23 protein-coding genes and 2 pseudogenes are annotated in these 22,746 nt (G+C 70.8%); 8 read left to right on the top strand and 17 right to left on the bottom strand.

Annotated elements, in window-relative coordinates:
* Genes ACFHWU_RS09920 through ACFHWU_RS09910 form a run of 3 tightly spaced genes read right to left on the bottom strand, consistent with a single transcriptional unit; the run spans position 1 to position 3,066 of the window.
* Positions 1-906 carry a glycosyltransferase family 2 protein gene (locus ACFHWU_RS09920; protein WP_416557175.1) on the bottom strand — a complete coding sequence of 302 codons (906 nt, stop codon included), beginning with the start codon at positions 904-906 and terminating at the stop codon, positions 1-3.
* On the bottom strand, positions 899-2,158 hold the full coding sequence (locus tag ACFHWU_RS09915; RefSeq protein ID WP_416590351.1) for a hypothetical protein: 1,260 nt from the start codon (positions 2,156-2,158) through the stop codon (positions 899-901). Before ACFHWU_RS09915 ends, ACFHWU_RS09920 begins: the two co-directional genes overlap by 8 nt.
* Complete coding sequence (locus tag ACFHWU_RS09910; protein ID WP_416590350.1) at positions 2,155-3,066, bottom strand: hypothetical protein; 912 nt, start codon at positions 3,064-3,066, stop codon at positions 2,155-2,157. The genes ACFHWU_RS09915 and ACFHWU_RS09910 overlap by 4 nt, the downstream gene beginning before the upstream one ends.
* A gap of 461 nt (positions 3,067-3,527) precedes the next feature.
* Here ACFHWU_RS09910 and eccB point away from each other — a divergent pair, with 461 nt between their 5' ends.
* Positions 3,528-4,937, top strand: a complete 1,410-nt coding sequence (gene eccB / locus ACFHWU_RS09905; protein WP_416557172.1) for a type VII secretion protein EccB — start codon at positions 3,528-3,530, stop codon at positions 4,935-4,937.
* 130 nt (positions 4,938-5,067) lie between these two features.
* Here the strand turns inward: eccB and ACFHWU_RS09900 are convergent, their stop codons facing one another.
* From ACFHWU_RS09900 to ACFHWU_RS09885, 4 genes are all read right to left on the bottom strand, one after another.
* Entirely contained in the window at positions 5,068-5,784 is a 717-nt protein-coding gene (locus tag ACFHWU_RS09900; RefSeq protein ID WP_416557171.1) for a hypothetical protein, read from the bottom strand.
* A complete protein-coding gene (locus ACFHWU_RS09895; RefSeq protein ID WP_416557170.1) occupies positions 5,769-5,975 on the bottom strand; it encodes an FCD domain-containing protein in 207 nt (68 codons plus the stop codon). The genes ACFHWU_RS09900 and ACFHWU_RS09895 overlap by 16 nt, the downstream gene beginning before the upstream one ends.
* Before the next feature lie 86 nt (positions 5,976-6,061).
* Positions 6,062-6,256, bottom strand: a complete 195-nt coding sequence (locus ACFHWU_RS09890) for a hypothetical protein (protein WP_416557169.1) — start codon at positions 6,254-6,256, stop codon at positions 6,062-6,064.
* Positions 6,257-6,476: 220 nt separating this feature from the next.
* On the bottom strand, positions 6,477-6,641 hold the full coding sequence (locus ACFHWU_RS09885) for a hypothetical protein (RefSeq protein WP_416557168.1): 165 nt from the start codon (positions 6,639-6,641) through the stop codon (positions 6,477-6,479).
* 258 nt (positions 6,642-6,899) lie between these two features.
* Between ACFHWU_RS09885 and ACFHWU_RS09880 the strand changes: the two genes are divergently transcribed.
* Entirely contained in the window at positions 6,900-7,730 is an 831-nt protein-coding gene (locus tag ACFHWU_RS09880; RefSeq protein ID WP_416557167.1) for a siderophore-interacting protein, read from the top strand.
* 19 nt (positions 7,731-7,749) lie between these two features.
* On the opposite strand, the gene ACFHWU_RS09875 is transcribed toward ACFHWU_RS09880, so the two are convergent.
* The 3 genes from ACFHWU_RS09875 to ACFHWU_RS09865 all read right to left on the bottom strand — a co-directional run bounded on the left by ACFHWU_RS09875 (position 7,750) and on the right by ACFHWU_RS09865 (position 10,038).
* The gene (locus ACFHWU_RS09875; RefSeq protein ID WP_416590349.1) at positions 7,750-8,745 is read right to left on the bottom strand and encodes a DNA polymerase domain-containing protein; all 996 of its coding nucleotides are present in this window, start codon (positions 8,743-8,745) and stop codon (positions 7,750-7,752) included.
* A 155-nt stretch (positions 8,746-8,900) separates the two neighbouring features.
* On the bottom strand, positions 8,901-9,260 hold the full coding sequence (locus ACFHWU_RS09870) for a hypothetical protein (RefSeq protein ID WP_416557165.1): 360 nt from the start codon (positions 9,258-9,260) through the stop codon (positions 8,901-8,903).
* A 76-nt stretch (positions 9,261-9,336) separates the two neighbouring features.
* On the bottom strand, positions 9,337-10,038 hold the full coding sequence (locus ACFHWU_RS09865) for a TetR/AcrR family transcriptional regulator (protein WP_416557164.1): 702 nt from the start codon (positions 10,036-10,038) through the stop codon (positions 9,337-9,339).
* Positions 10,039-10,305: 267 nt separating this feature from the next.
* Here ACFHWU_RS09865 and ACFHWU_RS09860 point away from each other — a divergent pair, with 267 nt between their 5' ends.
* From ACFHWU_RS09860 to ACFHWU_RS09850, 3 genes and pseudogenes are all read left to right on the top strand, one after another.
* Entirely contained in the window at positions 10,306-11,865 is a 1,560-nt protein-coding gene (locus ACFHWU_RS09860) for an MFS transporter (protein ID WP_416590348.1), read from the top strand.
* 145 nt (positions 11,866-12,010) lie between these two features.
* Positions 12,011-12,700, top strand: a complete 690-nt coding sequence (locus tag ACFHWU_RS09855; protein WP_416557162.1) for a ketoacyl-ACP synthase III family protein — start codon at positions 12,011-12,013, stop codon at positions 12,698-12,700.
* A 52-nt stretch (positions 12,701-12,752) separates the two neighbouring features.
* Positions 12,753-13,232 (top strand): annotated as a pseudogene (locus ACFHWU_RS09850) (beta-ketoacyl synthase N-terminal-like domain-containing protein); the annotation flags it as partial.
* 272 nt (positions 13,233-13,504) lie between these two features.
* Here ACFHWU_RS09850 and ACFHWU_RS09845 read toward each other — a convergent pair.
* Positions 13,505-13,993: pseudogene (locus ACFHWU_RS09845) on the bottom strand (FAD-dependent oxidoreductase); the annotation flags it as partial.
* A 268-nt stretch (positions 13,994-14,261) separates the two neighbouring features.
* Here ACFHWU_RS09845 and ACFHWU_RS09840 point away from each other — a divergent pair.
* Entirely contained in the window at positions 14,262-15,323 is a 1,062-nt protein-coding gene (locus tag ACFHWU_RS09840; RefSeq protein ID WP_416590347.1) for a YihY/virulence factor BrkB family protein, read from the top strand.
* Between the two features lie 7 nt (positions 15,324-15,330).
* On the opposite strand, the gene ACFHWU_RS09835 is transcribed toward ACFHWU_RS09840, so the two are convergent.
* The 3 genes from ACFHWU_RS09835 to ACFHWU_RS09825 all read right to left on the bottom strand — a co-directional run bounded on the left by ACFHWU_RS09835 (position 15,331) and on the right by ACFHWU_RS09825 (position 17,040).
* A complete protein-coding gene (locus ACFHWU_RS09835) occupies positions 15,331-16,065 on the bottom strand; it encodes a Clp protease N-terminal domain-containing protein (protein ID WP_416557160.1) in 735 nt (244 codons plus the stop codon).
* Positions 16,066-16,118: 53 nt separating this feature from the next.
* A complete protein-coding gene (locus ACFHWU_RS09830) occupies positions 16,119-16,538 on the bottom strand; it encodes a roadblock/LC7 domain-containing protein (protein ID WP_416557159.1) in 420 nt (139 codons plus the stop codon).
* 130 nt (positions 16,539-16,668) lie between these two features.
* The gene (locus ACFHWU_RS09825; RefSeq protein WP_416557158.1) at positions 16,669-17,040 is read right to left on the bottom strand and encodes a hypothetical protein; all 372 of its coding nucleotides are present in this window, start codon (positions 17,038-17,040) and stop codon (positions 16,669-16,671) included.
* A 226-nt stretch (positions 17,041-17,266) separates the two neighbouring features.
* Here ACFHWU_RS09825 and ACFHWU_RS09820 point away from each other — a divergent pair, with 226 nt between their 5' ends.
* Entirely contained in the window at positions 17,267-18,292 is a 1,026-nt protein-coding gene (locus tag ACFHWU_RS09820; protein WP_416568982.1) for a glutathione S-transferase family protein, read from the top strand.
* Between the two features lie 72 nt (positions 18,293-18,364).
* Here the strand turns inward: ACFHWU_RS09820 and ACFHWU_RS09815 are convergent, their stop codons facing one another.
* Both ACFHWU_RS09815 and ACFHWU_RS09810 read right to left on the bottom strand, forming a co-directional pair.
* A complete protein-coding gene (locus tag ACFHWU_RS09815; protein ID WP_416557156.1) occupies positions 18,365-18,589 on the bottom strand; it encodes a hypothetical protein in 225 nt (74 codons plus the stop codon).
* A 10-nt stretch (positions 18,590-18,599) separates the two neighbouring features.
* Complete coding sequence (locus ACFHWU_RS09810; RefSeq protein ID WP_416557155.1) at positions 18,600-19,985, bottom strand: dipeptidase; 1,386 nt, start codon at positions 19,983-19,985, stop codon at positions 18,600-18,602.
* 90 nt (positions 19,986-20,075) lie between these two features.
* Between ACFHWU_RS09810 and ACFHWU_RS09805 the strand changes: the two genes are divergently transcribed.
* Positions 20,076-21,554, top strand: coding sequence for a plasmid pRiA4b ORF-3 family protein (locus ACFHWU_RS09805; protein WP_416590346.1), 1,479 nt, complete (start codon positions 20,076-20,078; stop codon positions 21,552-21,554).
* A gap of 43 nt (positions 21,555-21,597) precedes the next feature.
* Here the strand turns inward: ACFHWU_RS09805 and ACFHWU_RS09800 are convergent, their stop codons facing one another.
* Positions 21,598-22,719 carry a M48 family metallopeptidase gene (locus ACFHWU_RS09800; RefSeq protein WP_416590345.1) on the bottom strand — a complete coding sequence of 374 codons (1,122 nt, stop codon included), beginning with the start codon at positions 22,717-22,719 and terminating at the stop codon, positions 21,598-21,600.
* Positions 22,720-22,746 lie beyond the last annotated feature (27 nt).

The following is a 22,746-nucleotide window of genomic DNA, read 5'->3' as shown; positions in this document are numbered from 1 at the left end:
CTAGAACCTCTCCGTCGGGCCGTGCACTCCACGCAGCCCGTCCCAGTAGCCGGCGAGGACGGCGATCGCCCGGTGCCGGTCGTTGCGGCCTCCGGCGACGAGGCGGAGCACCGACCTGGCCAGGTTCTTGTAGTGGACCGGCTCCCCGATCAGGATCCGCCGCAGCGGACGGGGGTAGTGCTTGCGTACATAGAGGATCTCGTTGCGGTGATGGTAGTACTGCGCGCGAGGACTCGAACCGGCCAGGCTGCCGCCCCGCCGGTGCCACACCTGCGAGGCGCATACCAGGCCGATCCGACCACCCGCCGCGGCGATCCGCCGTACCAGGTCGAACTCCTCCTTGTAGTGGAAGAACCGCTCGTCGAACAGGCCGACCCGGACGGCCCAACCGACGCCGAGGAGGATGGCCGCGCCGGTCACCACGTCCACATCGTGCGCACCGACCTCGCACCCGGCGCAGCGCAACGGCCGTACCCGGCCGCCCGGCAGCGTCGCGGCGACGACGTACGGCTCCGGCCGGGGGTCATCCGGTCGCGCGGACGTCGTCTGAGCCGATGTGGACACCGCGTACCGGTCCGCATGCGCCAACAGCGCCGACAACGTGTCCGGCCGGGGTACGCAGTCCGCGTTCAGCAGCCAGACGAAGGCCGCGTCGCGGTCGTGCGCGACCCTGATGCCGGCGTTCATCCCGCCGGCGTAGCCGAGGTTGGCGTCGAGCCGCACCAGCGTCACCGCGTCACCGAGCGCGCGCAGCTTGGCGATGGAGTCGTCGGTGGAGCCGTTGTCGACGACGACCACCTCCGGCACGACGCCGCCGGCGGCGACCGCCCGGACGCAGCGGATCGTGTCGTCCGCGCAGTTCCAGTTGAGCACCACCGCGACGACGCGGGTTCCGTCGCTATCCACGCCCACTGACCCTGTCCCCCGCCACCCGATGACCGGCCCCGGACCGGACGGCGAGGCCCAGCACCGTGCTGTGCGCGGCGAACAGGGCCACCGACAGCGCGGCGACGCCCCACGCCCCGTACGGCGCGGCGACGAGAGGATAGCCGACCACCGCGGCCAGCGCGGTACCGAGCGCGATCACGGCGGTGGTGCGCTCGCCGCCGAGGTTGACCAGGCGCGCGCTGAGGACCTTACCGACCGACACCGCGACGCTGCGCGGCACCAGCAGCGCGCCGAGCAGCACCGCCGCCGCGTACCCGCTGGTCAGCACCCCGATGCCGGCCAGCCCGGCGAGCACCAGCACTCCCATGCCGACCGCCAGGTAGACGGCCCGGCGCAGCACCCTGCGCAGCCGGTCGGCCGAGCCTTCCTCGTGGTCGCGCAGCGTCCGCTGGGCTGCGACGACCGCGCCGGCCTGGGAGAATTCGATCGCCGCTACCGCCAGGGAGTAGATCGCCAGTGCGTCCGCGCCCTGGTAGCGGGCCAGCGCGAGTTGGTCGAAGCGGTACGTGAAGATCTGTGCCACCGCGCCGGTGTGGGTCAGGCCCAGCCGGGCGAGGCGTTCGGGCTCCGCCGAGGTGCGCCGCGCCATCGCGCCCAATGGTGCCCCGTGCGCCGCCCACATCGCGACGGCCATCACCGCCTGGCAGCCAAGCCAGGCCAGCAGCCAGACCGTCGCGTCGTCGACCGAGGCGAGGATGAGCACGAGGTAGAGCAGGGGCGCGGTGGCGGCGAACAGCGCGCGTTGGCGGTAGACGGCGACGAACCGTCCGAGGGTCAGGCCCGCCGCCGCGGGCATGGTGCCGGCCGCGACGCACGCCGCCCCAGCTGCCGCGAGTGCCGGCGCAGCCGCCTCCGCGTACCAGGCGAAGACCCAGCCCAGCGTGGCCGACAGCGGCACCGTGGCGGCGTAGACGGCGAGGCTGCGCCGCCCGGACCGCTCCCGTAGCCAGTCGCTGCCCTGCGCGAGCATGAACGTCTCCAGTGACAGGCCGCCGACCGCGACGCCGACGGTCGCGCTGGTCGTCGTCGCGACCAGCAGGCCGCGCTCTGCCGGCGGCAGCGCGACGCTCAGCAGGATGGCAAAACCGGACATGGCCAGCGCGGCCACGTACATCACCGTCGCGCTGCCGACCGCGCGCCGGATCGCGTACGCCGCTGGCCTGGGCCGGCCCGGACTGGACCGGCCCGGCCCCAGCTCTTGGCTCGTCATGCCCGCAGCCCGGCGACGGTGCCCCGGATGACGGCGGTCGCCGCGTCGGGGCGGCGGGCGAGCAGCGCCTTCGCGGCGTAGCCGAGCCGGGCCGCGGCGGCGAACGGCACCCGGTGCCGGTAGTGCTTGCGGAAGAAGACCATGCAGCTGCGGCTGGCGTGAAAGTACGCCGTGGTCGACTTGACCGTCATGTCCGCCGTCGCCCCGGTCGCCACGCCGCCGGTGTGCTCGACGGCCAGGTCCGGGACCGCTGTGGTCGGGATGCCCAACCGGGCCGCGCGTAGCGCTATGTCAGCCTCCTCGTAGAACAGAAAGAAGTCCTCGGAGAACCCGCCCAGATCCTGCCACGCGCGGCGGGTGACGAGCAGCGAGTGGCCGGCCGCGTAGACCAGTTTGCTCGCCCCTGCCACCCCGCTGGCGGGCGGTCGTCCGCTCTGGCCGGTCCACAGGTCGACCATGCCGAGGTCCGGTCCGCCGCCCGGTCCGCCCCCCGGCGCGACGCTGGCCGTCGCGCCGATCGCGCGGTCGCCGGCGCGCAGCACGTCGAGGGCCGAGGCGAGCCCGCCGCCCACGATCCGGGTGTCCGGGTTGAGCACCCAGATGACGTCGGCGCCCTCGGCCAGCAGCCAGGTGGCAGCGAGGTTGTTGCCGGCGGCGTACCCGACGTTGCCGTGCCCGGCGATCACCCGGACCGTCACGCCGGCACGCTCGGCGGACCCGGCGATCTCTGACAGTTCGGCGGTCTGGTCGCTGTTGTCGACGATCGCGATCGCGACGCGCGGACCGGCGGCCTGCGGACCGGCGGCCTGCGGACCGGTGGTCCGGCCGGTCACGATGGAACGGATGAGGCCGGCGGTGTCGGCCGCACTGCGGTAGTTGACGATCGAGATGCCGAGCAGACCGCTCACCGTGCCCCCACCGCACCATCGCCCGCCACACGCCCAGGACAGGAGTACGAAACAGGCTCCCGATCGACCTGTCAAGTGGCCTCGGAACCGACTCCTTCCTGGATCGGGTCGACCAATCCAACTGGATCATGCCGGCTCCGCCGAACCCGACTCACTAATTTGGAGCAATCGCATTTTGTCGGGCACGGCTGGCGTCTCCTGGGTGATGGACGCGGGCAGTCACTCGCTACGATTCTCCAGCAAGGAGTACGGGGAGGAATTGATGGCGCGCGTACTTGTCGTCTCGATGCAGCGTTCGGGGGCCTACCCGAGCATCCGCGATGCTCTGGAGGTCGCGCCCGGTGAGGCCGGCTCCGTGACGATCGACGCGAGCGACGGCACCGGACAGCAGCCAGAAGATGATCGGCCTACGCGGCCTGGTTCGCGTGTCGGCGCCCGCCCCGACGGGGGGTGACCCAGACATGGCCACGCGACGCGACCAACTCCACTCGTACCAGTTCCTCACCCAACGGGTCATCTCTGCCTTCGTGATGCGCGAGCCCGACCCGCAGCAGTCCCCGCTGCGCCGCGGTGTCGGCGCAATCTTCGGCGGCCTGATGATCGCCGTCCTGGTCGCCGCCGGGTTCGGCATCTACGGCATCATGACCAAGGCCGACAGCGACAGGTGGCAGGCCGACGGCGCGGTCGTGATCGAGAAGGAGACCGGCGCCAGCTTCATCTACCTCCAGGGCAAACTGCACCCGACGCTCAACTACGCGTCGGCGGTGCTGGCCTCCGGCCGCCCCGACGCGCCCGTGTTCCGGGTGCCTGGCAACTCGCTGGCCAGCACGCCCCGCGGCGTCACGATCGGTATTCCGGGCGCGCCCAACTCTCTGGCACCGGCCAGTAGGAACCTTGGCCTACCTTGGACGATCTGCTCGGCGCCCAGCGGGGATGACACCGGCCGAACCGTCGAAACCGTCTCCCTGGTCGTGTCTCGGGCACCGGTCGGCGGGCGGTCGCTGGCGGAGGAGGGCGTGCTGGTCCGCGACTCCCGGCAGGACACGACGCACCTCGTCTGGCACGGCCGCCGGTTCCTGATCCGCGACGCCCGCAACGTCGTACCCGCCCTCTTCGGAGAGGTCGACGCCGCACCGGTCGGCGCGGCGTGGCTCAACGCGCTGCCCGCCGGCAACGCCATCGAACGGGTCGCGTTCAGCGGCCGCAACCAGCCGTCCGGCGAAGTGGACGGCTGGGCGATCGGCGACGTGCTGGCCACGCAGACCGGCTCGGGGCCGCAGTACTACCTCGTCCTCGACGACGGGCTCGCTCCGATCACCGAGCTGCAGCAGAACATCCTGCGCGCCGAGTTCACCGTGGAGCCGGTCGAGATACCTGTGTCCCAGGCCACGTCGGCACCGATCAGCAGCCAGGTACGGCCAGCGGCCGGAGACAGTGCGCCGCCCGCGACGCCGCCCACGCTGATCCGACCGGCCACCGGCGACGCGCTGTGCGCGGTCACCAGCGACGCACGCGCCGTACCGACGATCACCTCTGTCGGCGGTACGGTGGCCGGCCTCGACGAGGCCGTACCGACCGGCTCGGTTACCCGCGCCGGCGTGATCCTCGCCGACTATGTGCTGGTGCCGCCGGGCCGGGTCGCCGTCGTGCGGGTGATTGGCGCGCCGACCGCCGATCCCGGCCCGTACTACGTCGTCACCGACCTCGGCATCAAGTTCCCGGTGCTCAACGCGACCGTCCTCGGGCAGCTCGGCTACTCGGCGGACCAGGCGACCGACGTGCCGACCACGCTGGTCTCGCGGATACCCACCGGACCGACGCTCGACCCGGTCGCGGCCACCCGCCCCGCCTCGGGGGCCCCCGCCGACTGACATCGGGGGCGCTCAATCGAAGAGCATCAATGGCTGGCCGGGTTCTTCGGACTCGTCCCGCCGTGGCGCCGCAGGAGCCACCGCCGAGCGCCGGGACCGCCACCGGGCCCCGGCACCGCGACCGACAGTGTCAGCACGGTAAGCACCTGGTGACGCCCAGCGACGCGTTGGCCGGCACCGAGGAGCCCTTCGGTGGCGGCTGCGGTCGCCCGCAGCTCCTGGTTCCAGTGACACTGATCGCCACGGACAGCGGCATGAGCGCGCCCAGGCAGGTGCCGAGCAGGACCAGGGTCAGCGCGACGGCCACCACATCCAGCCCGGCGAACGCGCCCAGCGCGAGCGCCGAGGCGGCGCCCATGCTGACGAACGCCTGCAGCATCGAGTAGCCCCGGTCGCGGGCCTTCGGGTCGCTGTGGGTCAGGTCGTCCATCAGCGCCTGACCGCAGAGCGCCACGGGGCCGCTGGCGAAGCCGGTGAGCAGCTGTCCGACGGTGAGTACGGCGTAGCTCTGGTACAGGCACAGCAGGATCGACACGACGGCGTTGACCGGCATCCCGGGGTGCAGGATCCGGCGGACCGGAACGAGGTCGAGCAGCGGGGGCACACCGGCGGCCGCCGGGACGGCCGGGACGTCAGTCGGTCGGCTGGTGTTCCAGCATGGCCAGCATCTCGTCGAAGGCAGGAGACGAGTGGTACGGAAAATGGCCTCCGCCGCGTCGAGGTCCCGGTCGCGGCAGGCCTTCAGGAAGCGCCGGTGCTCGTCGAGCCCGTCGAGTCGCCGCTCCTTGGACCGGGTGGACGCCACCGAGAGCATGCCGGGCGTCGACGACCTCAGCGACAGCAGCATCTGGGGGTGAGACGCGGCGAACGCGCCGCGTTGTACAGGAACACGTGGAACGTCCGGTTCAGCTCGACGTACTTGCCGAGATCCGGGTCGCGTTCCATCTCCTCCTGCATCCGTTCGGCCTCGGCCAGCTCCGCCTCGGTGATCCGCTCGGCGCACAGTCGGGCCGCCAGCGGGAGCGAGCTGTCCCGCACCGTGCAGGTCCTTGCCGTGGGTGGAGCCCACCGCGTCGGTGACGACGATCGGCGTCCACATCCGCCGCTTGGTGTTGATGATGTAGTCACCCGGCTTGGGCCCGCGGCTGCATGCCGCGCTCGACGAGCCGTTGGTAGATCATGACGTGGATGACCGGCAGCCCGAGCTCGCGGCCGGCGTACAGAAAGGCGGCGGCGTTCGGCAGGATCCGCTCGGCCACGTTCTGCGGGAACGACGACCAGTCCTTGTCAATCTGCCGTACGTGCATGTCGATCTGCACGACGGGGGTCTTCGCGAGTCGATCTCCAGGGCGTCGTTCAGCTTGCTGAGCGTCGCACTGCGGTCGATGATCTCGACGGCGTGGCTCTTGGGGGTGCACCTGGTTGTATGTCATGTCGTTCTCCTTGAGTCGCTGGCTCATCGCACTGGTCTTGGTCGTTCTGTCACTGCGGGTCGTGGCCCGCCGGCGAGCGGTCCGGGTGCAGCGCCACGTGGCGCGGCTAGCTCCGCACGTGCACCCGCCTGCCCAGTGCCGCGCCCGCGCCGCCGGTCACCCGGGCGGTGACGAGGTGACCGGGCTCCAGTTCGGCGAACAGGCCGAGGAAGGACGCCGAGCTCTCCAGCACCAGGATCCGTTCCGAGACCGCACTCTGCGTAGCGACCATCTCACTCTCGTCCCGATAGACTAGAGACGAGATTTGGTAGAGCTTGTTGCGGCGATGTCGCCCTGGCTGTTGCGGCGCGGTTAGCAAGCCATGTCGGAGCCGATACACGACGAGGTCGCCCCGGGTCACGCCGCACCGACGAGACGCCGGCCAAACGCGCTCGGCCGCGCTCGAGGTACCAGCCCTCGTCGCCACGCAGTGCGCTGCGAAGTAGGCTCGCCTAACCTAAGAAGGAGCAGCGAAGCGGAGGAACACGCGATGGCGACGACCCGGCGGAAGGCACCGAATCAGCACGTCCTCACGGTCGAGTCCACCGAGCGGCTGACGCCGCATCTGGTGCGGGTGGTTCTCGCCGGACCGTCGCTGGCTGAATTCAGCTACGCCGGCCACACCGACGCGTACGTGAAACTGCTGTTCGTCGACCCCACGCTCGGGCTGGAGCCCCCCTACGACCTCGCCGCGCTGCGAACCACCCTGCCGGCCGGGCAACGGCCGGTGACCCGTACCTACACGGTCCGCTGGTTCGACCAGGCCACCCGGCGGCTGGCGATCGACTTCGTGACCCACGGTGACGCCGGGGTGGCGGCCGTTTGGGCGGCCAAGGCCACGCCCGGCGACCGGCTGGTGCTGTCGGGTCCCGGCGGGGCGTACGCGCCCGACCCGGCGGTCGGCTGGCACGTGTTCGCCGGGGACCTGTCCGCGTTGCCAGCGATCGCCGCGTCCCTGCAGGCACTGCCGGAGCACGCGCGCGGCGTCGCGCACCTCGAGATCACCGAACCGGCCGACATCATCGACCTCGAACACCCCGCCCAGGTGACGGTGAACTGGCTGGTCAACACCGACGACGGCGACACCGTGTTCCTCGCCCGCGCGATGGAGGACTGGCCCTGGCCGCCCGCCGAGGACTCTCCCGGCGCCGTACAGGTCTTCGCCCACGGCGAGCGTGAGTCGATCAAGGCTGTCCGCAAGGTGCTCCAGGCACGGGGCATCCCCCGCGAGGCAATCTCCATCTCCGGCTACTGGGCCCGCGGCCGCACCGAGGACGTGTTCCAGGCCGAGAAGCGCGAGCCGCTCGGCCGAATCGACTGACCGTCGTACCCGGCCAGCGTCAGCCCGGCCCACCGTCGGGCTCCCGGGCCTCGCGTCTACGGCGTTCGGCGGCGCGGCGCTTGCCTTCGTGCATCGCGACCACCCGCGCGATCGGGATGCCGTGGCCCTGCTCGACCAGGCCGGAATCGAGGCGCTGCGGCGGCGGCATCAGCGCCGCCCACGGATCGCCGTCGCCGAGCAGGGACGGCACCGTACCGATGGTGTAGTCGGTCGGCACCGCCGCCTCCAGCCTTTCCCAGGCCAGCGGGAAGGAGACCGGCAGCCCCGGCCGCAGCCGTGGGCTGTACGGGGCGACCACGGTCGCGCCGCCGGCCCGGGTCGAGTCGAGGAAGACCTTGCCGTCCCGCTGCTCGACGATGAACGCCGTCGTCGCCAGCGCCGGGTCCAGGCGTTCGGCGCGGGCCGCGATCGCCCGGGTCGCCGCGGCGACGTCGGCATGGTCGGCGTCACCCGTCAGCGGCACGAACACGTGCGCGCCCTTGGCGCCGCTGGTCTTCACCGCCCCGGCCATGCCGCACGAGGTCAGCACCTCGCGGACTAGCAGGGCCGTCTGCGCCGCCGACCGGAACGCGCCGCCCGGCGGCGGGTCGAGGTCGAGGATAAGGTGCGTCGGGTACGCCCATTCGCCGGCTGTCGTCAACGTCGGATGGAACTCGACCGACCGCTGATTGGCGAACCAGAGCAGGGTCCGCCGGTCGTTACACAGGCCGTAGGTCAGCATCCGCCGGGAGCGGTCCGCCCACACCTCGGCGGTGGCGATCCAGTCCGGTGCGTACCCGGGCAGGTTTTTCTGCATGAACGGTGGCTGGCCGGGTCGGACCCGGACCACCGATAGCGGCCGGTCGCGCAGCGCGGGGACGATCCGGTCGTGCACCGCGTCGAGATAGTCGACGAGGTCGCGCTTTGTCGCACCGGCGCCGTCGAACAGCGGCTGGTCGAGGTTGGTCAACGGCACCCCGGCCCGCTCCTCGCCCGCCTTCGCACCTCGTGGCATCCGCCCATCGTTCCACGCCGATCACCAGTCGGGAATATTGTGCGGGTACCGGCCGGCCCGACCGGTGCGGTGGCCGCCGCGCCAACCGCGCCCGCTGGGGCCGCTTCGCCCACCGGCTCCGACTCGCGTCCGCTGCGGGCTGCGGGCTGCGGGCGTCAACGCATCAGCTGCAGTACCAGGACGACCACGCCGAGGGCGAAGAAGAGCGGGAAGTCGGGTGGCAGGATTCCACCGAGGTTTCGGTAGAAACGCAGGATCAGCATCATGCCGAAGAAGGCCATCGTGTAGCCAGCGGCGATGGCGCCGATCTCCGGCCGCCAGATGCCGATCACCAGGCCGGCGGCGGCCAGGGTGTCGAGGACCGCTATCAGCAGGGTCAACGCCCGGCTGGGGCGGAATCCGAAGTGGTTCTGCAACGGCTGGATGCCTGCCTCCATGCCGATGTACATGGCGAGGCCGTGCAGGACGAACTCCATGATGAGCACGGCTGAGCAGATGATGACGATGATCCGCACGGACAGTCTCCAGTTATTTCGGGCGTGGTGTGCCACGGTGTTCCGGCGTGGCGGCGTTCGGGCGTGGTGTGGCGGGTCAGGTCGGCAGTCCGGCCAACTCGGCCAGGCGGGTCAGGGCCTGGTCGAACAGGGCTGCCCGGTCGTCGATGATGTTGTTGAAGTGACCGAACAGCTCCAGGTTGAGCATCCCGAACAGCCCGCTCCACGCGGCCAGCGCGGCGATGACGGATTCGTCGGGTACGGCTGGGAGCACGGCCGAGCGCACCCGCTCGAGATCACCGCCGAGCGACTCGGGCGTGGCCTGGGCGGTCGGCGGGGTACGCAGCTCTCCGGCCCGGTACGCGTCGCTGATGATCCGGCCGAGCACCACCTTGTCCCGCATCGCCGCCTGCACAGTGGTCTCCGGGGCGTGGTAGCCGCGTACCGGTGATCCGTAGAGGAGTGCGTACTCGTGCGGGTGCTCGATCGCCCAGCTGCGCAGCGCCTGCCCGACCGATCGCCACCGGCCCACGAAGTCGTCGGCCGCCGCCGCCTCGTCGGCCTGCTCGACGGCGGTGCCGACGGAGTTGTAGCCGTCGGTGACCAGCGCGGTCAGCAGGTCGTCACGGCTCGGGAAGTAGCGGTAGACAGCTGAGGAGACCATGCCGAGATCCCGGGCGATCGCCCGCAGGGAGAGGTTCTCGGCACCCCGGTCGGCGAGCTGCGCCTTGGCGATCCCGACGATCTCGTCGGTCAGTTCCTTGCGGACGCGTTCCCGCAGCGCGCGTGCGGAAGCCAAGGCCTCTCCTCCTTCGAGCGGTCCCGTCGGTCCCGGCACCGGGCACCACCGCACCGATCGTGCAGGTCAGTACCGCCGAAGCTTACCCGACCGGGTACCACGAATTAGAGCATGGGTCGTACTCATGAGCAATAGTCTTGATAGAGAGCACCGCTCCTGTCAGCCTCGTATCGAACCTCACCACCCTCGCGGGTCGGCATCAACCGCCGTTCCTGCCAGCTCTGCGGCACAGCCATCCCCGAATCCATCTCAGGTCGAGAGGAAGCCATGACAAACCAGGAACAGAAGGCCGCTGAGCCGGCCGGAGCGTCCGGCGGGCCCGTCCCCGACAGCCGGCGCTGGCTGGTGCTGGTCGTCGTCTCGGTCGGGCAGCTGATGATCGCGCTCGACACCACCGTGGCCAGCGTGATGGGCCCGGAGCTGCAGCGCGACCTCGGGTTGTCCCCGATCGGGCTGCAGTGGGTCTTCAACAACTACATCATCTTGTTCGGCGGTCTGCTGCTGCTCGGTGGCCGACTCAACGACGTGATCGGTCGGCGCCGGATGTTCCTCGGCAGCCTCGCCCTGTTCACCGCAGGGTCGCTGCTCGCCGCGATGGCGCAGACCGACGACCAGATCCTGATCGCCCGGGCCATCCAGGGTCTGGCCGCCGCCGGCCTCTCCCCCTCCTGCCTGAGCATCCTGGTCGTCTCGTTCCGGGACCCGGCCGAGCGAGCCAAGGCGTTCGGCGTCTGGGGCGCGGTCATCGGCGTCGGCGCCGGGCTGGGCACCCTGCTCGGCGGCGCCATCGTCGACGTCAACTGGCGGCTGGCGTTCTACATCAACATCCCGATCGCGGTGGTGCTCACCTTCGGCGCGTTGTGGCTGATCCGTGGTGGCGCGCCGACCGGGCCACGCCCCAAGGCCGACATCCTCGGTGGACTCACTGGCACCCTGGGCCTCGGTACGTTGGTCTTCGGCATCGTCAGCGTCGCCGACCACGGCTGGACCGACGTCCGTACCCTGGCGGCGTTCCTGGTCGCGGCCGTGATGTTGCCGGCGTTCGTCGCCATCGAGCACCGGGCGGAGGCACCGCTGCTGCCGCTGCGGCTGTTCAAACTGCGCGGTGTGGTCGCCGGCAGCCTGGGTGAGTTCTTCACCGCGGGTCTGATGATCCCGTGCTTCATGCTGCTGCCGATCTACATGCAGACGATCCTCGGCTACTCGCCGCTGGAGACCGGGCTCGCGTACCTGCCGACGACCCTTGCGATGATGATCGTGGCCGGTCCGCTGTCCAAGGCGATCCCGAAGATCGGCGCGCAGATCCCGTACGTCGTCGGCACCGTGCTGCTGGCCGTCATGCTGGTCCTGCTGATGCGCACCCCGACCAGCGGGTCCTACTGGACGATCATGCTGCCGATCACCACGCTGCTCGGTGTCGGCCTGGTCCTCTGCCTGATCCCGACCCCGACGGTCGGGACCTCGATGGCCACCGAGGACGACGCCGGCACCACGTCGGCCGTGCTGAACGTCGCCACCCAGGTGGGCGGGGCGCTGGCCCTGGCCATCTCCGCGTCCGTGCTGCAAGGCCGGCTCACCGACCTCGCTGAGCAGGGCCAGGTCGGGCCGGAGGCGCTGAACGAGGCACTGCACCTCGGCATCGCCACCCTGTTCGTCTGGGTCGGGCTGAGCCTGCTGACCGGTCTGATCGGCTTCCGCGGTCTGCCGGCCGCACCGCCGCCGGCCGCCGGCACCTCCACCGACGGGTCTGCCACCGACGGTGCCGACGCGCCGACCGATGCCGGTGGCAGCGACGCCAAGCCGGTCGCGGCACCCGCCGCGTCCTGAGCCGACCGGACCGGGCCGGGCACCGCGTCGGTGCCCGGCCCGGTCCGACGTACCGGCTCAGGTTCCGTCCGGCGTACCGGCTCAAGGTCCGGTCGAGGGGCAGCCGGTTTGCTGTCGGTGGACCCATTTTGCCGAAGGAGGCACCGTGCGTTGGGACAACATCTATCTGGCCGGCACCGGGCTGTACCTGCCGGAGCAGCAGTACACCGCAGAGCAGGCGGTCGCCGACGGCGCCTATGACGCCTCCGCCGCGGAGACCAACGGCATCCGGGCGGTACGGGTGGCCAACGACGACGAGGCCGGCGTGGTGATGGCCGCCGCAGCCGGACGGCAGGCGATGTCCCGCTCCGGTCACGACTCGCAGGACATCGACCTGGTGTTGCACGGGTACGTGTCGCACCAGGGCCGGGAGATGTGGAGCCCGGCCCACTACGTCCAGCAGGAGACGGTCGGCGGCGGCCCCTCGGTCACCATCGAGATGCGGCAGGGCTGCAACGGTCTGCTCGCGGCGCTGGAGCTCGGCGCGTCCTACCTGGCCGCCCGGCCGGACACCACCGCCGCACTGCTGACCGCCGGGGACGCTTTCCGGCTGCCGTACATCGACCGTTGGAAGAGCGACGACCAGACCATCTTCGGCGACGCGGGCAGCGCCCTGGTGCTGTCCAAGCGGCAGGGCTTCGCCCGGCTGCTGGCCGGGCAGCGGCAGTGGCCGGCGGTGATGGCGGGCAGTTCCTCGACCAGCTGCGCAACACCCCGGCCGACGACCGGGCCCCGCTGGTCGAGGCCAAGGTACGGGAACTCACCGGCCGGGTGCTGCGGATCGACCCGACGGTGAATGACCGGGACACCCCGTTCAAGGCGCTCGGCTTGGACTCGCTATCATCGGGATGGCCGGCCGGTTCCCCGGTGCCGACTCCATCGACGAGTTCTGGCAACTGCTGGTCGACGGCCGCGACGGAGTGGGCCCGGTGCCGCCACAACGGTGGAACGGTGCCGCGCTGCACGACAGCGACCCGATGAGGACCGGCACGATCACCACCGACCAGGGCGGCTTCCTCAGCGACGTCGACCGGTTCGACGCCGGGTTCTTCGGGATCCCCGCCCGGGAGGCACAGAGCCTGGATCCGCAGCACCGACTGCTGCTCGAGTGTGCCTGGCACGCGCTGGAGGACGCCAACGTCGACCCCACCGGCCTGGCCGGCGGCCGGACCGGTGTGTACATCGGCATCTCCAACTCCGACTACGCCCGACTACTGCAACGTGGCGGGCTCGACCAACTGGACGCGTACTTCGGCACCGGCACCTCGCTCAACGCGGCTGCCGGCCGGATCGCGTACCTGCTCGGTCTGCACGGGCCGGCGATCGCGGTCGACACCGCCTGCTCCTCGGCCCTGGTCGCGCTGCATCTGGCGATCCGCTCGCTGATGCCGGCCAGTTCCGCCGGGTCAAGGTCGCCGGTGGGCACCAGCGCGTTCCACCAGACGGTGCCGTCCGGCTTGGCGGTGTACTGGAAGCAGCCCTGTCGGCTGACCACCAGATGCAACGTCCCGGCCGCGATGCCCGGCAGCCGAGTCACCCCGTCGATCGCGCAGTGTCCGCCGTACTCGGGCGGTGGCGCCGCGTTGCTGATCACCCGGCGCACCCGCGAATGCGTCCCATCGGCACCGACGAGCACGTCGCACTCCACCCGGGCCCCGTCGATGAACTGCGCGGTCACTCCACCAGTGCTGCTGGTGGCACCGGCCAGCCAGCGGCCGGTATGGACCTCCGCTCCGGCCCGGACCGCTTCGTCGCGAAGTACGGACACCAGGTCGCCACGCATGATCGACAAATTCATCGGCCGGTTGGCCAGGCGATGGGCCCGGGACAGTCGACCCAGCAGCCGGCCTTCGCTGTTCCACAGGCACAGCCGGTTCACCACGATCCCGCGTGCCTGTATCTGCTCCAGACAGCCGACCGATTGCAGCGCTCCAAGCGCGTTGGCGGTCAGGTTGAGAAAGCCTCCGGTCGTCCCGGCTGGATCGAGGTACGCCTCGTAGACGGAGGTTCCGATGCCGGAACGGGCCAACGCGACTGCGGTCAGCGATCCGGCGAGCCCGGCACCGACGATCGTGGCACGAAGTGTCATCCGGATTCCTTCCGTCGTGTATGTCACGCGCCCAGAAGTGTGCCGCCAGGTACTGCAGCGCCCCTTGAGATGCGGTCGGCGACAACCGGCTGCCGACGGCCGACGTTCATCGTCGCATCCGGCCCCGGGTACATGTCCGACCCGAATTGGCGTACCAGGGCGTGCCCTGGAAGTCGATTGGCCCGTCCGGCGCAGGCCGGCGCCCGAGGATTGGCCGGGACGGCGGTTGGGCAGGATCCTCGTACCGTACCGATCGGAGGTCGCCACGATGTCGACAGCGGGTACCACAGGGACTCAGCCGGACCGGGACGGGCCGGCGACCAACCGCCGTGACCCGGACGATCCCGGCCAGCCGCCGGTGGGGCCGGACGACGGGCCGGCCAGTCCTGCCCGGCTGTCAACTGCGTCGCTGTGGGCGGCCGCTCGGCGTACGGTCCGCGAGGTCACCGCCGACGCGGTGCCCGACCTGGCGGCCGGGCTCACTTACTACGGCGTACTGTCGATCTTTCCTGGTCTGTTGGTGCTGGTGTCGGTGCTCGGGCTGCTCGGCGGCGGCGCTACCGATGACGTCCAGGGTGTGATCGGTGGTCTCGCGCCCGGCGAGATCGGCGGCTTTCTCGACCAGTCGATCGCCCAGGTCCGGGAAAACTCCGATACGGCCGGCCTGGTGGCCGTCGTCGGTCTACTCGCCGCCTTCTGGTCGGCGTCCAGCTACATCGGGGCCTTCATGCGGGCCGCGAACGCCATCTACGACGTGCCGGAAGGTCGCCCGATCTGGAAGACGTTGCCGATCCGGCTGGGCGTCACCGCAGTCATCGGGCTGATGCTGATCGCCAGCGCGCTGATCGTGGTCTTCACCGGGGAGTTGGCCGCCCGGACCGGGGAACTGCTGGGCGTCGGGCCGGAGGCGGTCGCCGCCTGGGACATCGCCAAGTGGCCGGTGCTGGTGGTTCTGGTCAGCCTGATGTTCTCGATCCTGTACTGGGCCACGCCGAACGCCCGACAGGGCGGGTTCCGGTGGGTGAGCCCGGGCAGCGTCCTGGCGGTGCTGCTCTGGCTGCTGGTCTCCGCCGGCTTCGCGTTCTACGTCGCCAACTTCGGGTCGTACAACGAGACCTACGGTGCCATCGCCAGCGTGATCGTCTTCCTCGTCTGGTTGTGGCTGACCAACATCGCGATCCTGCTCGGCGGCGAGTTGGACGCCGAACTGGAGCGGGGCCGGGCGATCGCGGCCGGGCATCCGGACGGCCGCGAGCCGTACCTTCAGCTGCGGGACACCCGGAAGTTGCCCGCCAACCGCCAACCGCCTGCCGCCGAGACCGACGGCTGACGGTCGATCAGGCCGCCGGCAGGTCCTCCCGGGAGGCCGCAGAGCGGAGGTACGTCTCGACGTCGGGTTTGGTGACTCCCAGATCGGCCAGCGGGCCGGCCCCGGCGGCGTACTCCAGCAGGGCGAGCAGGATGTGGGCCGTCCCGACCATCCGGTCGTCGAACCGTAGCGCCTCGCGGAAGGTCAGCTCCAGCACCTTGCGCACCTGGGCGTCGAACGGGACGAGCTCCGGCACGTGGTCGACTGCCGGCGGCAGGGCCGCCGCCGCCACCTGACGAATCCGATCCGGGTCGCCCACCCGATCGGCCAGAACCCGGGCGGCGAGGCTGTCCAGGTCGGTCAGCAGGGCCAGGACGAGGTGCCCGGTGGTGATCTCGTCGTTGCCGGCCCGGCGGGCCTCGTGCTGGGCGGCGACCACCACGTTGCGGGCCTGCGGAGTGAACCGGCCGAACCCCTGCTGCGGGTCGAGGTCGTTGGGTTCCTCCGGGGTCTTCGGCACGAACCGCTTCTGCGCGGCCTGTTTGCTGACCCCGATGCTGCGCCCGATCTCGGTCCACGACGCGCCGGACCGGCGGGCCTGATCGACGAAGTGGCCGATCAGGTGATCGGCGAGCTCGCCAAGGTGGTCGCCGACGGCGACGGCGCTGCTGAGCTGAGCGAGTCGGTCGTCACTGGCTCGTTTGATTTCGGCGATCAGGTCGTCGAGGCGGACCGGATTGCCGAGCGGCAGATATTCGGACATGCGTCAACCATAGGCTGACGCATGTCAGACGTCAACCCTAGGTTGACGTCTGCTCAGAGGCGTACCTGGTTTGCCAGGTGCTCGTCAAGCATGGTGGTCAACCGACCGGCCACTCCGCGCGCCTCGATATGCAACCGGGCTACGTTCAACCCGTCGGCACCGAGCACCGCGAGTAGCGCACTGTCGTTGATCGCGTACACCGAGAAATAGCCCTTGTGACTACGGACGGTGGACTCCCGGAACGGGCCCTGCCGCAGCGCGAGGCCGGTCTGCCGGCCAAGTCCGAAGGTCGCCGCCGCGAGCGCCGCCAGGTCGTGCGGCTCTGTCCCGTCGGTCAGATCGTGCAGCAGCAACAGCCCGTCGACACCGGCGATCACCGAGCCGATCACGCCGGTGACGCCGTGTTTCAGCGAGGCAAGTTCAGCGGACGCCGGATCCGGAGACGACGGAACGCCGCCGATGGTTCCAGACATGACTGATCTCCGTTCGACGGTACGGCGCGACTGTCGTCGTTCCACCCCGGGTAGCGTCCTCGCCAGGAAGGGCTACCGAGCGCACCCGGCTGCCCGCCCCGGCGAGCAGACAAAACTCCTACCGACCCGGTCAGAGCTCGAGCGAGGCCTCGACCTGTCGCAGGTGGTGCCGGGCCAGGGCCAGGTTCGACCGGGAACGGTTCAGCGCCAGGTAGAAGAACAGGCCTTGACCGGACCGGGAGGAGACCGGGCGGATGAGGTGGTACTGGGTGTCCAGCGTGATGAGAATGTCCTCGATGCCGTCAGCGATCTTCAACATCTCCAGGGTGCGCATCTTGGCCCGGACCACGTCCGTGTTCCCTGCCGCAGCCACCGCGAGATCCATCTCAGCGGATCCACCGGCGGTACCGAGTGTCATGCCGCTGGAATAATCGACCAGCGCGGCACCGATGGCACCCTCGATGCTCATCGCGTCCTTGAGTGCCGTGTCGAGTGAAGCCATGCCCTGCCTCCGGGTGATTTCAGGTGGGTCAACGCCCACCGGAGAGTTGCACGACGATGAGCCAGGGTGCACGTCGCCGGGCGATAACTGGCTGAGCAGACTACCAATCCCCGTCCGACGTCCGCCGAAGCCACCGGCACGACCGATACCGCACAGGAGGCTGCCGCTGTCGACCCGACTGCGTCCGGACCAGGTGCGGCGCGCGTCGAATGGGTACGGTGCAGACATGGCGAAGACGGCAGACGGCAGCTACGTCAACCCCGGCGGTGAGTTCACCCGCGATCAGCGGTACATCGCGACCCGGATCACCGCCGACGGGCGCGACGGATATCCGGTGGAGCCGGATCGATACCGGTTGGTGGTCAGCCGGGCGTGCCCGTGGGCAAACCGGGCGATCATCGTCCGCCGGCTGCTCGGTCTGGAACAGGCTCTGTCGATGGGCGTGGCCGGGCCCACCCACGACAAGCGCAGCTGGACCTTTGACCTCGACCCGGACGGACGCGATCCGGTACTCGGTGTCGAACGGCTGCAGGACGCCTACTTCGCCCGGTTCCCCGGCTACGATCGGGGCATCACCGTGCCGGCGTTCGTCGACGTGCCGACCGGGCAGGTGGTGACCAACGACTACGCCCAGATGACCATCGACCTGTCCACCGAGTGGACCGCGTACCACCGCAGCGGCGCGCCGCAGCTCTACCCGGAGCCGCTGCGCGACGAGATCGACGAGGTCAACTCAGTGGTCTTCGCCGACGTGAACAACGGGGTCTACCGATGCGGGTTCGCCGGCAGCCAGCAGGCCTACGAAGCGGCGTACCGACGGTTGTTCGACCGGCTCGACTGGCTCTCCACGCGACTGGAGAACCAGCGTTACCTGGTCGGCGACACTATCACCGAAGCCGACGTACGACTGTTCACCACGCTGGTGCGCTTCGACCCCGTCTACCATGGACACTTCAAGTGCAACCGGCAGAAGCTGACTGAGATGCCGGTGCTCTGGGCGTACGCCCGGGATCTGTTCCAAACGCCGGGGTTCGGGGACACCATCGACTTCGACCACATCAAACGGCACTACTACGAGGTCCACCGGGACATCAACCCGACCGGGGTGGTACCGGCCGGTCCGGACCTGACCAACTGGCTGACCCCGCACGGACGCGACAGGCTCGGCGGGCGCCCGTTCGGCACCGGCAGCCCGCCGGGGCCGCCACCGGCCGCCGAGCGCGTGCCGGCCGACCACACTCCGCTGGCCTGAGACCGACGTCCGTCGGCCCTGACCCTCCGTCGGTCGGCCGGGACCCAGGTCACGGCCGACCGACAGACCAGGTCACGGCCCGCTTGAGACGCCAGCCGTGACCGGCTCCTCGACCCGCAGACCGTGGGCACGCACCTCGTCGGCCACCCGGGTCAACGCGGAATCAATGGCGCAGAGGGCGACCGAGACCTCGCCGAGCTGGGCGCGCAGCGACTCCTCGGACCAAGCGGAGACGCTGACGCCCCGCAGAGCACTGACCGCGGCGTCGAGCCGCGCAATCACCTCGTTCGTACTCATGTTCGAAACACTAGCGTACCGGCGGAAGCCCGCGCAGCTGAATCGCCGGATCCGCCACCGCCGCGAGCAGGAGAGCCTCGGCCAGGCAGACCCGGGCGAACTCGCCCAGATGCAGGCTCTCGTTCGGCCCGTGGGCGGCGGTGTACGGGTCCTCCACCCCGGTCACCAGGATCGCCGCGTCCGGAAACATCTCCTGGAACGTGGCGATGAACGGAATCGAACCGCCGACGCCGACGTCCACTGGCGCCACGCCGTCCCACGCCGCGGCGAACGCCGCGCGGGCCGCGTCGAAGTACGGACCAGTCGCGTCAATCACACAGGCGTCGCCGTCACTTTCCAGGCTCACCTCGACCCGCGCGCCCCACGGGGCCTTTGCCCGCAGATGTGCGGTCAACGCCGCGTACGCCGCCGACGGATCATCGCCCGGGGCCAACCGCAGACTCAGCTTGGCCCGCGCCGCCGGCACCAGGGCGTTGGGGGCACCGTCGGTGGCCGGGGCGTCGATACCGAGCACGGCCAGCGCTGGCTTGGTCCACAGCCGGTCGGTCAACGCGCCGGTGCCGGTGAAGCCCACCCCGTCGACCATGCCGGCCTCGTCCCGCATCCGCTGCTCCGGCAGATCCACGGCGGAGCCCGTCCGGCCGACCAGGCCCGGCACCGCCACATCGCCGGCCTCGTCGTGCAGGGTGGCCAGCAGCCGGCAGAGCGCGGTCAGCGCATCCGGCACCGGACCGCCGAACATGCCACTGTGCACCGCCTGCTCAAGGGTGCGGACCTCGACGAAACAGTTGACTAGGCCCCGCAGCGACGTCGTCAACGCCGGTACGCCGATCTCCCAGTTCGCCGAGTCGGCGATCACGATCACATCGGCGGCGAGCTCGTCGCGGTGGGCGTCCAGCAGTCGGGACAGCGACTCGCTGCCGTACTCCTCCTCGCCCTCGACGAAGAGCACCACGCCGACCGGCAACGCGTCGCCGAACGCCCGCAACGCGGCGATGTGCGCCATGACTCCGGCCTTGTCGTCGGCGGCGCCCCGCCCGTACAGCCGGCCGTCCCGCTCCACCGGCTCGAACGGGTCACTGGACCACAGCGCCGGATCGCCGATTGGCTGCACGTCGTGGTGGGCATACAGCAGCACCGTCGGGACGCCGGGCGGCGCCGGCCGGCGGCCGAGCACTGCGGGCTGCCCGCCGGCCCGGACCACCTGCACGTCCAGCCCGCAGCCCCGGGCCAGCTCGGCGACCGCCGCGGCGGACCGCTCCACCTGGCTGTGGTCGAACCCGTCGAAGGCGATACCGGGGATGCGGATCAGCCGCTCCAGGTCGGCGCGGACCCCGGGCAGCTCCCGGGCGATGGCGGACCGCAGGTCGGCGGCGGTGGGAATGGCAGTCGTCATCCGACGATGGTAGGGGCCGTCCGGTGCTCACCCGACGACACGCCGGGGGCTCGCCTCGCGCCGCCGCAAGCGAACGGGCACACTGGCGCGATGGACGGCACCGACAACCCCGAACCGTGCGACTGCCCCGGCTGCAGTGAGGCACCCGGCGACGTCATCGGCACCCTGCTGAGCGGCGCCGCCGCCCTGGTCGACGACGATGACCCGATCGCCGCCGAACTCACCGGCGCGATGTTCGTCGCGATGGTCGGCGACGAACCCGACCCCGACGGCGTCCGCCCGCTGCGCGACGGGCTCATCCCGCAGCTCGCCGACCGAGGCGGCCCCGAGGCGGTGGCCCTGCTGACCGCGATCGCCGCGGTGTCGCCACCGCCCGCCGCCGAGGCTGCCAGGGCCGCGGCGGCGACCATCGCCGGGACAGGCGTGCCGTGGCCGAAGTGGGCCGACGAGGTCGCCGCCGAGGTGACGGTGGACGACTGCTGGCGGATCGACAGCCCCGACGGGACCGACTCGGTCTTCACCGTCGCCTTCCGACGGGCCGGCCGTAGGCACGCCATGATGGTGATCGTCGATCACGCCGACTGCGCTGCCGCCCAGGACATCCTGCTGTTGGACGGTGACCAGCTGCCGGCGGCCCTGGACGAACTGACCCGGGATCAAGGCACCACCCGGACCCGACTCGACCCGGCCGACCTGCGGTGGCACGTCGAGCAGGCGTTGGACGCCCGCAGCGTGCACGACGAGGCCGACGCCGAACTCGACGACGAACCGGAGCTCGACGACGACGAGGGGCCGCCGTACCCGGTGCTGGCCACCCTGCTGGACGCCCGGCTGGCCACCATGCCGGAGTCGGACCGGCCGCCGGCCCCGCACCATGACGCCGGTCCCGACGACCTGGCGGACCTGCTCCCCGGCCTGCTGGACGGCGGCGGGTTCCCCGCGCAGCGCCGTCCCGGGCCGGTCCGGCCGGCACCGACGCGCAAGCTGCCGGCCAAACGGAAGAAGTCACAGGGACCGGCGCCGATCTACCGGGTCGACGTGGTGCTGGCCGACAGCGAGCCGCCGGTCCGGCGGCAGTTGGAGGTCGTGGGTGATACTCCGCTGGAGGACCTGCACCACGTGATCCAGTCGGCGTTCGACTGGGACGACAGCCACCTGCACCTGTTCGAGACGCCGTACGGCGATTTCGCACCGCCCGGCGACCGGACCGGGCACCAGTCGGAGCGCAAGGTCACCCTGGAGCAGGTCGCCCCGGCCGTCGGCGACACGATTGCCTACCGGTACGACTTCGGCGACGACTGGACCCACGAGATCACCGTCGCGGCGGTCACCGACCGCGACCCGACGGCGGTCTACCCCCGGTGTACGGGAGGCGAGCGGGCTGCCCCGCCGGAGGACTGCGGCGGCGTCTTGGGCTACGCCCATCTGCTCAACGTACTGGCCGACCCGTCCCATTCGGAGTACGCAGACCGACGCGATTGGCTCGGTCTCGACGACGGGCAGGCACCCCTGGACCCGGAGCGGTTCGATCCCGACGTGATTGAGCGGCGGCTGGCCGCGCTGCGCTGACCGGCGGCAGGTCGGCCCCGCCGGCCACCAGGCCGGCCTGAAGTCAGCTCCGCCGACCACCCGGCCGGCCGGTGGAGCTGGCCGCGCCCATCCAGGACCGAGCGCGGCCGGCGGCGCCGCTGGCCCACTCGCCGACGTCGGCCGCGCCGGAACCCAGCCGACGCAGCAGGCCGACCAACGGATCCTGGCTGCGGCCGAACTCCTCGCGGTACGCCTGCGCGGCGGCCTTGATCTCATCGGTCACCGAAGCGGTCGGGTCGTCGGCACGGCGCGGGTAGTCACCGGCCAGCACCTGCGCGTACCCACCGGAGTCGATCCACTGCCGCAGTGCCGCAGCCCGCGCCACCGGCACCGGGTGGGTGCTCCAGGCGGTCATCCGGAACTTGTGCAGGCTGTCCCGCAGGTCACCGCCGCCGTCGTACTCGGCGGCCTGCTCCAGGAACGCGGCGGTGTCGATCTGGCTGAGGTCGCCGCCGCCGGCCAGCTTCATCAGCAGCCGCTGCGCCGCCGCCGGGTCCTGACCGGCGAGCAGCCCGGCACGGTCGCCGGACAGCTCCGCCTTGCGCCACCACTCCAGCATCGCTGCGCTGATCGCCCGCAGCGCGATCGCGCCGACCGGCAGCCAACTCAGGTTCGCCGCCCAGCGGGTCAGGATGGTGAGAATCGTCTGGTAGACGGCGTGACCGCTGCGGACGTGCCCCAGCTCGTGGCCGAGCAGCGTCCGCAGCTCGGCGTCGTCGAGCTGCTGTACGCAGGCGGTGTTGATCACGATGAACGGTTTGTCCAAGCCGATGGCCTGGGCACCGAGCACCGGGGACTGGGTCACGAACAGCTCCGGCAGCTCCGGCACGTCCAGCGCGGTTGCCGCCTCGGCGAGCAACCGGTGCACCCGGGGGTACTGGCGGTGGTCGACCCGGATCGCCGACGCCAGGTAGCTGAGCCGGAAGGCCCGCTCGTTCCACATCCCGAAGAATGTCCGGACCACGTCGTCGAAGCCACGCAGCTCACGGAGCGCGGTCAATGCGCCCCGGTCGGCCGGGTGCTCCCAGGCACGGGAGCTGATCCCGGTCAACGTGATCCGCCGCCGGTCCGGCGGGGTGGTGACGTCCGGCGTACCGCAGCTGGCCGCAGCCGTGGGCGTGGTGCCGTCGTCGTCTGCGGTCATGGCGGACGCTCCCCGGGATCGGCTGAC

Origin of the sequence: Micromonospora sp. LOL_015 (assembly GCF_048060275.1) — a bacterium.
GTDB lineage: Bacteria > Actinomycetota > Actinomycetes > Mycobacteriales > Micromonosporaceae > Micromonospora_E.
The sequence above is the reverse complement of the archived record's forward strand: the minus strand, read 5'-3'. Positions and strand labels throughout refer to the sequence as shown.

Excerpts from the sequence above, each read along its gene's own strand:
- ACFHWU_RS09900 (WP_416557171.1), bottom strand. The coding sequence starts at position 5,784 with ATGCTGCTGTCGCTGAGGTCGTCGACGCCCGGCATGCTCTCGGTGGCG.
- ACFHWU_RS09805 (WP_416590346.1), top strand. The coding sequence starts at position 20,076 with ATGGACGGCACCGACAACCCCGAACCGTGCGACTGCCCCGGCTGCAGT.
- eccB (WP_416557172.1), top strand. The coding sequence starts at position 3,528 with ATGGCCACGCGACGCGACCAACTCCACTCGTACCAGTTCCTCACCCAA.
- ACFHWU_RS09840 (WP_416590347.1), top strand. The coding sequence starts at position 14,262 with ATGTCGACAGCGGGTACCACAGGGACTCAGCCGGACCGGGACGGGCCG.
- ACFHWU_RS09885 (WP_416557168.1), bottom strand. The coding sequence starts at position 6,641 with ATGGTCGCTACGCAGAGTGCGGTCTCGGAACGGATCCTGGTGCTGGAG.
- ACFHWU_RS09825 (WP_416557158.1), bottom strand. The coding sequence starts at position 17,040 with ATGGCTTCACTCGACACGGCACTCAAGGACGCGATGAGCATCGAGGGT.
- ACFHWU_RS09835 (WP_416557160.1), bottom strand. The coding sequence starts at position 16,065 with ATGTCCGAATATCTGCCGCTCGGCAATCCGGTCCGCCTCGACGACCTG.
- ACFHWU_RS09880 (WP_416557167.1), top strand. The coding sequence starts at position 6,900 with ATGGCGACGACCCGGCGGAAGGCACCGAATCAGCACGTCCTCACGGTC.
- ACFHWU_RS09875 (WP_416590349.1), bottom strand. The coding sequence starts at position 8,745 with ATGCCACGAGGTGCGAAGGCGGGCGAGGAGCGGGCCGGGGTGCCGTTG.
- ACFHWU_RS09800 (WP_416590345.1), bottom strand. The coding sequence starts at position 22,719 with ATGACCGCAGACGACGACGGCACCACGCCCACGGCTGCGGCCAGCTGC.
- ACFHWU_RS09810 (WP_416557155.1), bottom strand. The coding sequence starts at position 19,985 with ATGACGACTGCCATTCCCACCGCCGCCGACCTGCGGTCCGCCATCGCC.
- ACFHWU_RS09815 (WP_416557156.1), bottom strand. The coding sequence starts at position 18,589 with ATGAGTACGAACGAGGTGATTGCGCGGCTCGACGCCGCGGTCAGTGCT.
- ACFHWU_RS09860 (WP_416590348.1), top strand. The coding sequence starts at position 10,306 with ATGACAAACCAGGAACAGAAGGCCGCTGAGCCGGCCGGAGCGTCCGGC.
- ACFHWU_RS09915 (WP_416590351.1), bottom strand. The coding sequence starts at position 2,158 with ATGACGAGCCAAGAGCTGGGGCCGGGCCGGTCCAGTCCGGGCCGGCCC.
- ACFHWU_RS09820 (WP_416568982.1), top strand. The coding sequence starts at position 17,267 with ATGGCGAAGACGGCAGACGGCAGCTACGTCAACCCCGGCGGTGAGTTC.
- ACFHWU_RS09830 (WP_416557159.1), bottom strand. The coding sequence starts at position 16,538 with ATGTCTGGAACCATCGGCGGCGTTCCGTCGTCTCCGGATCCGGCGTCC.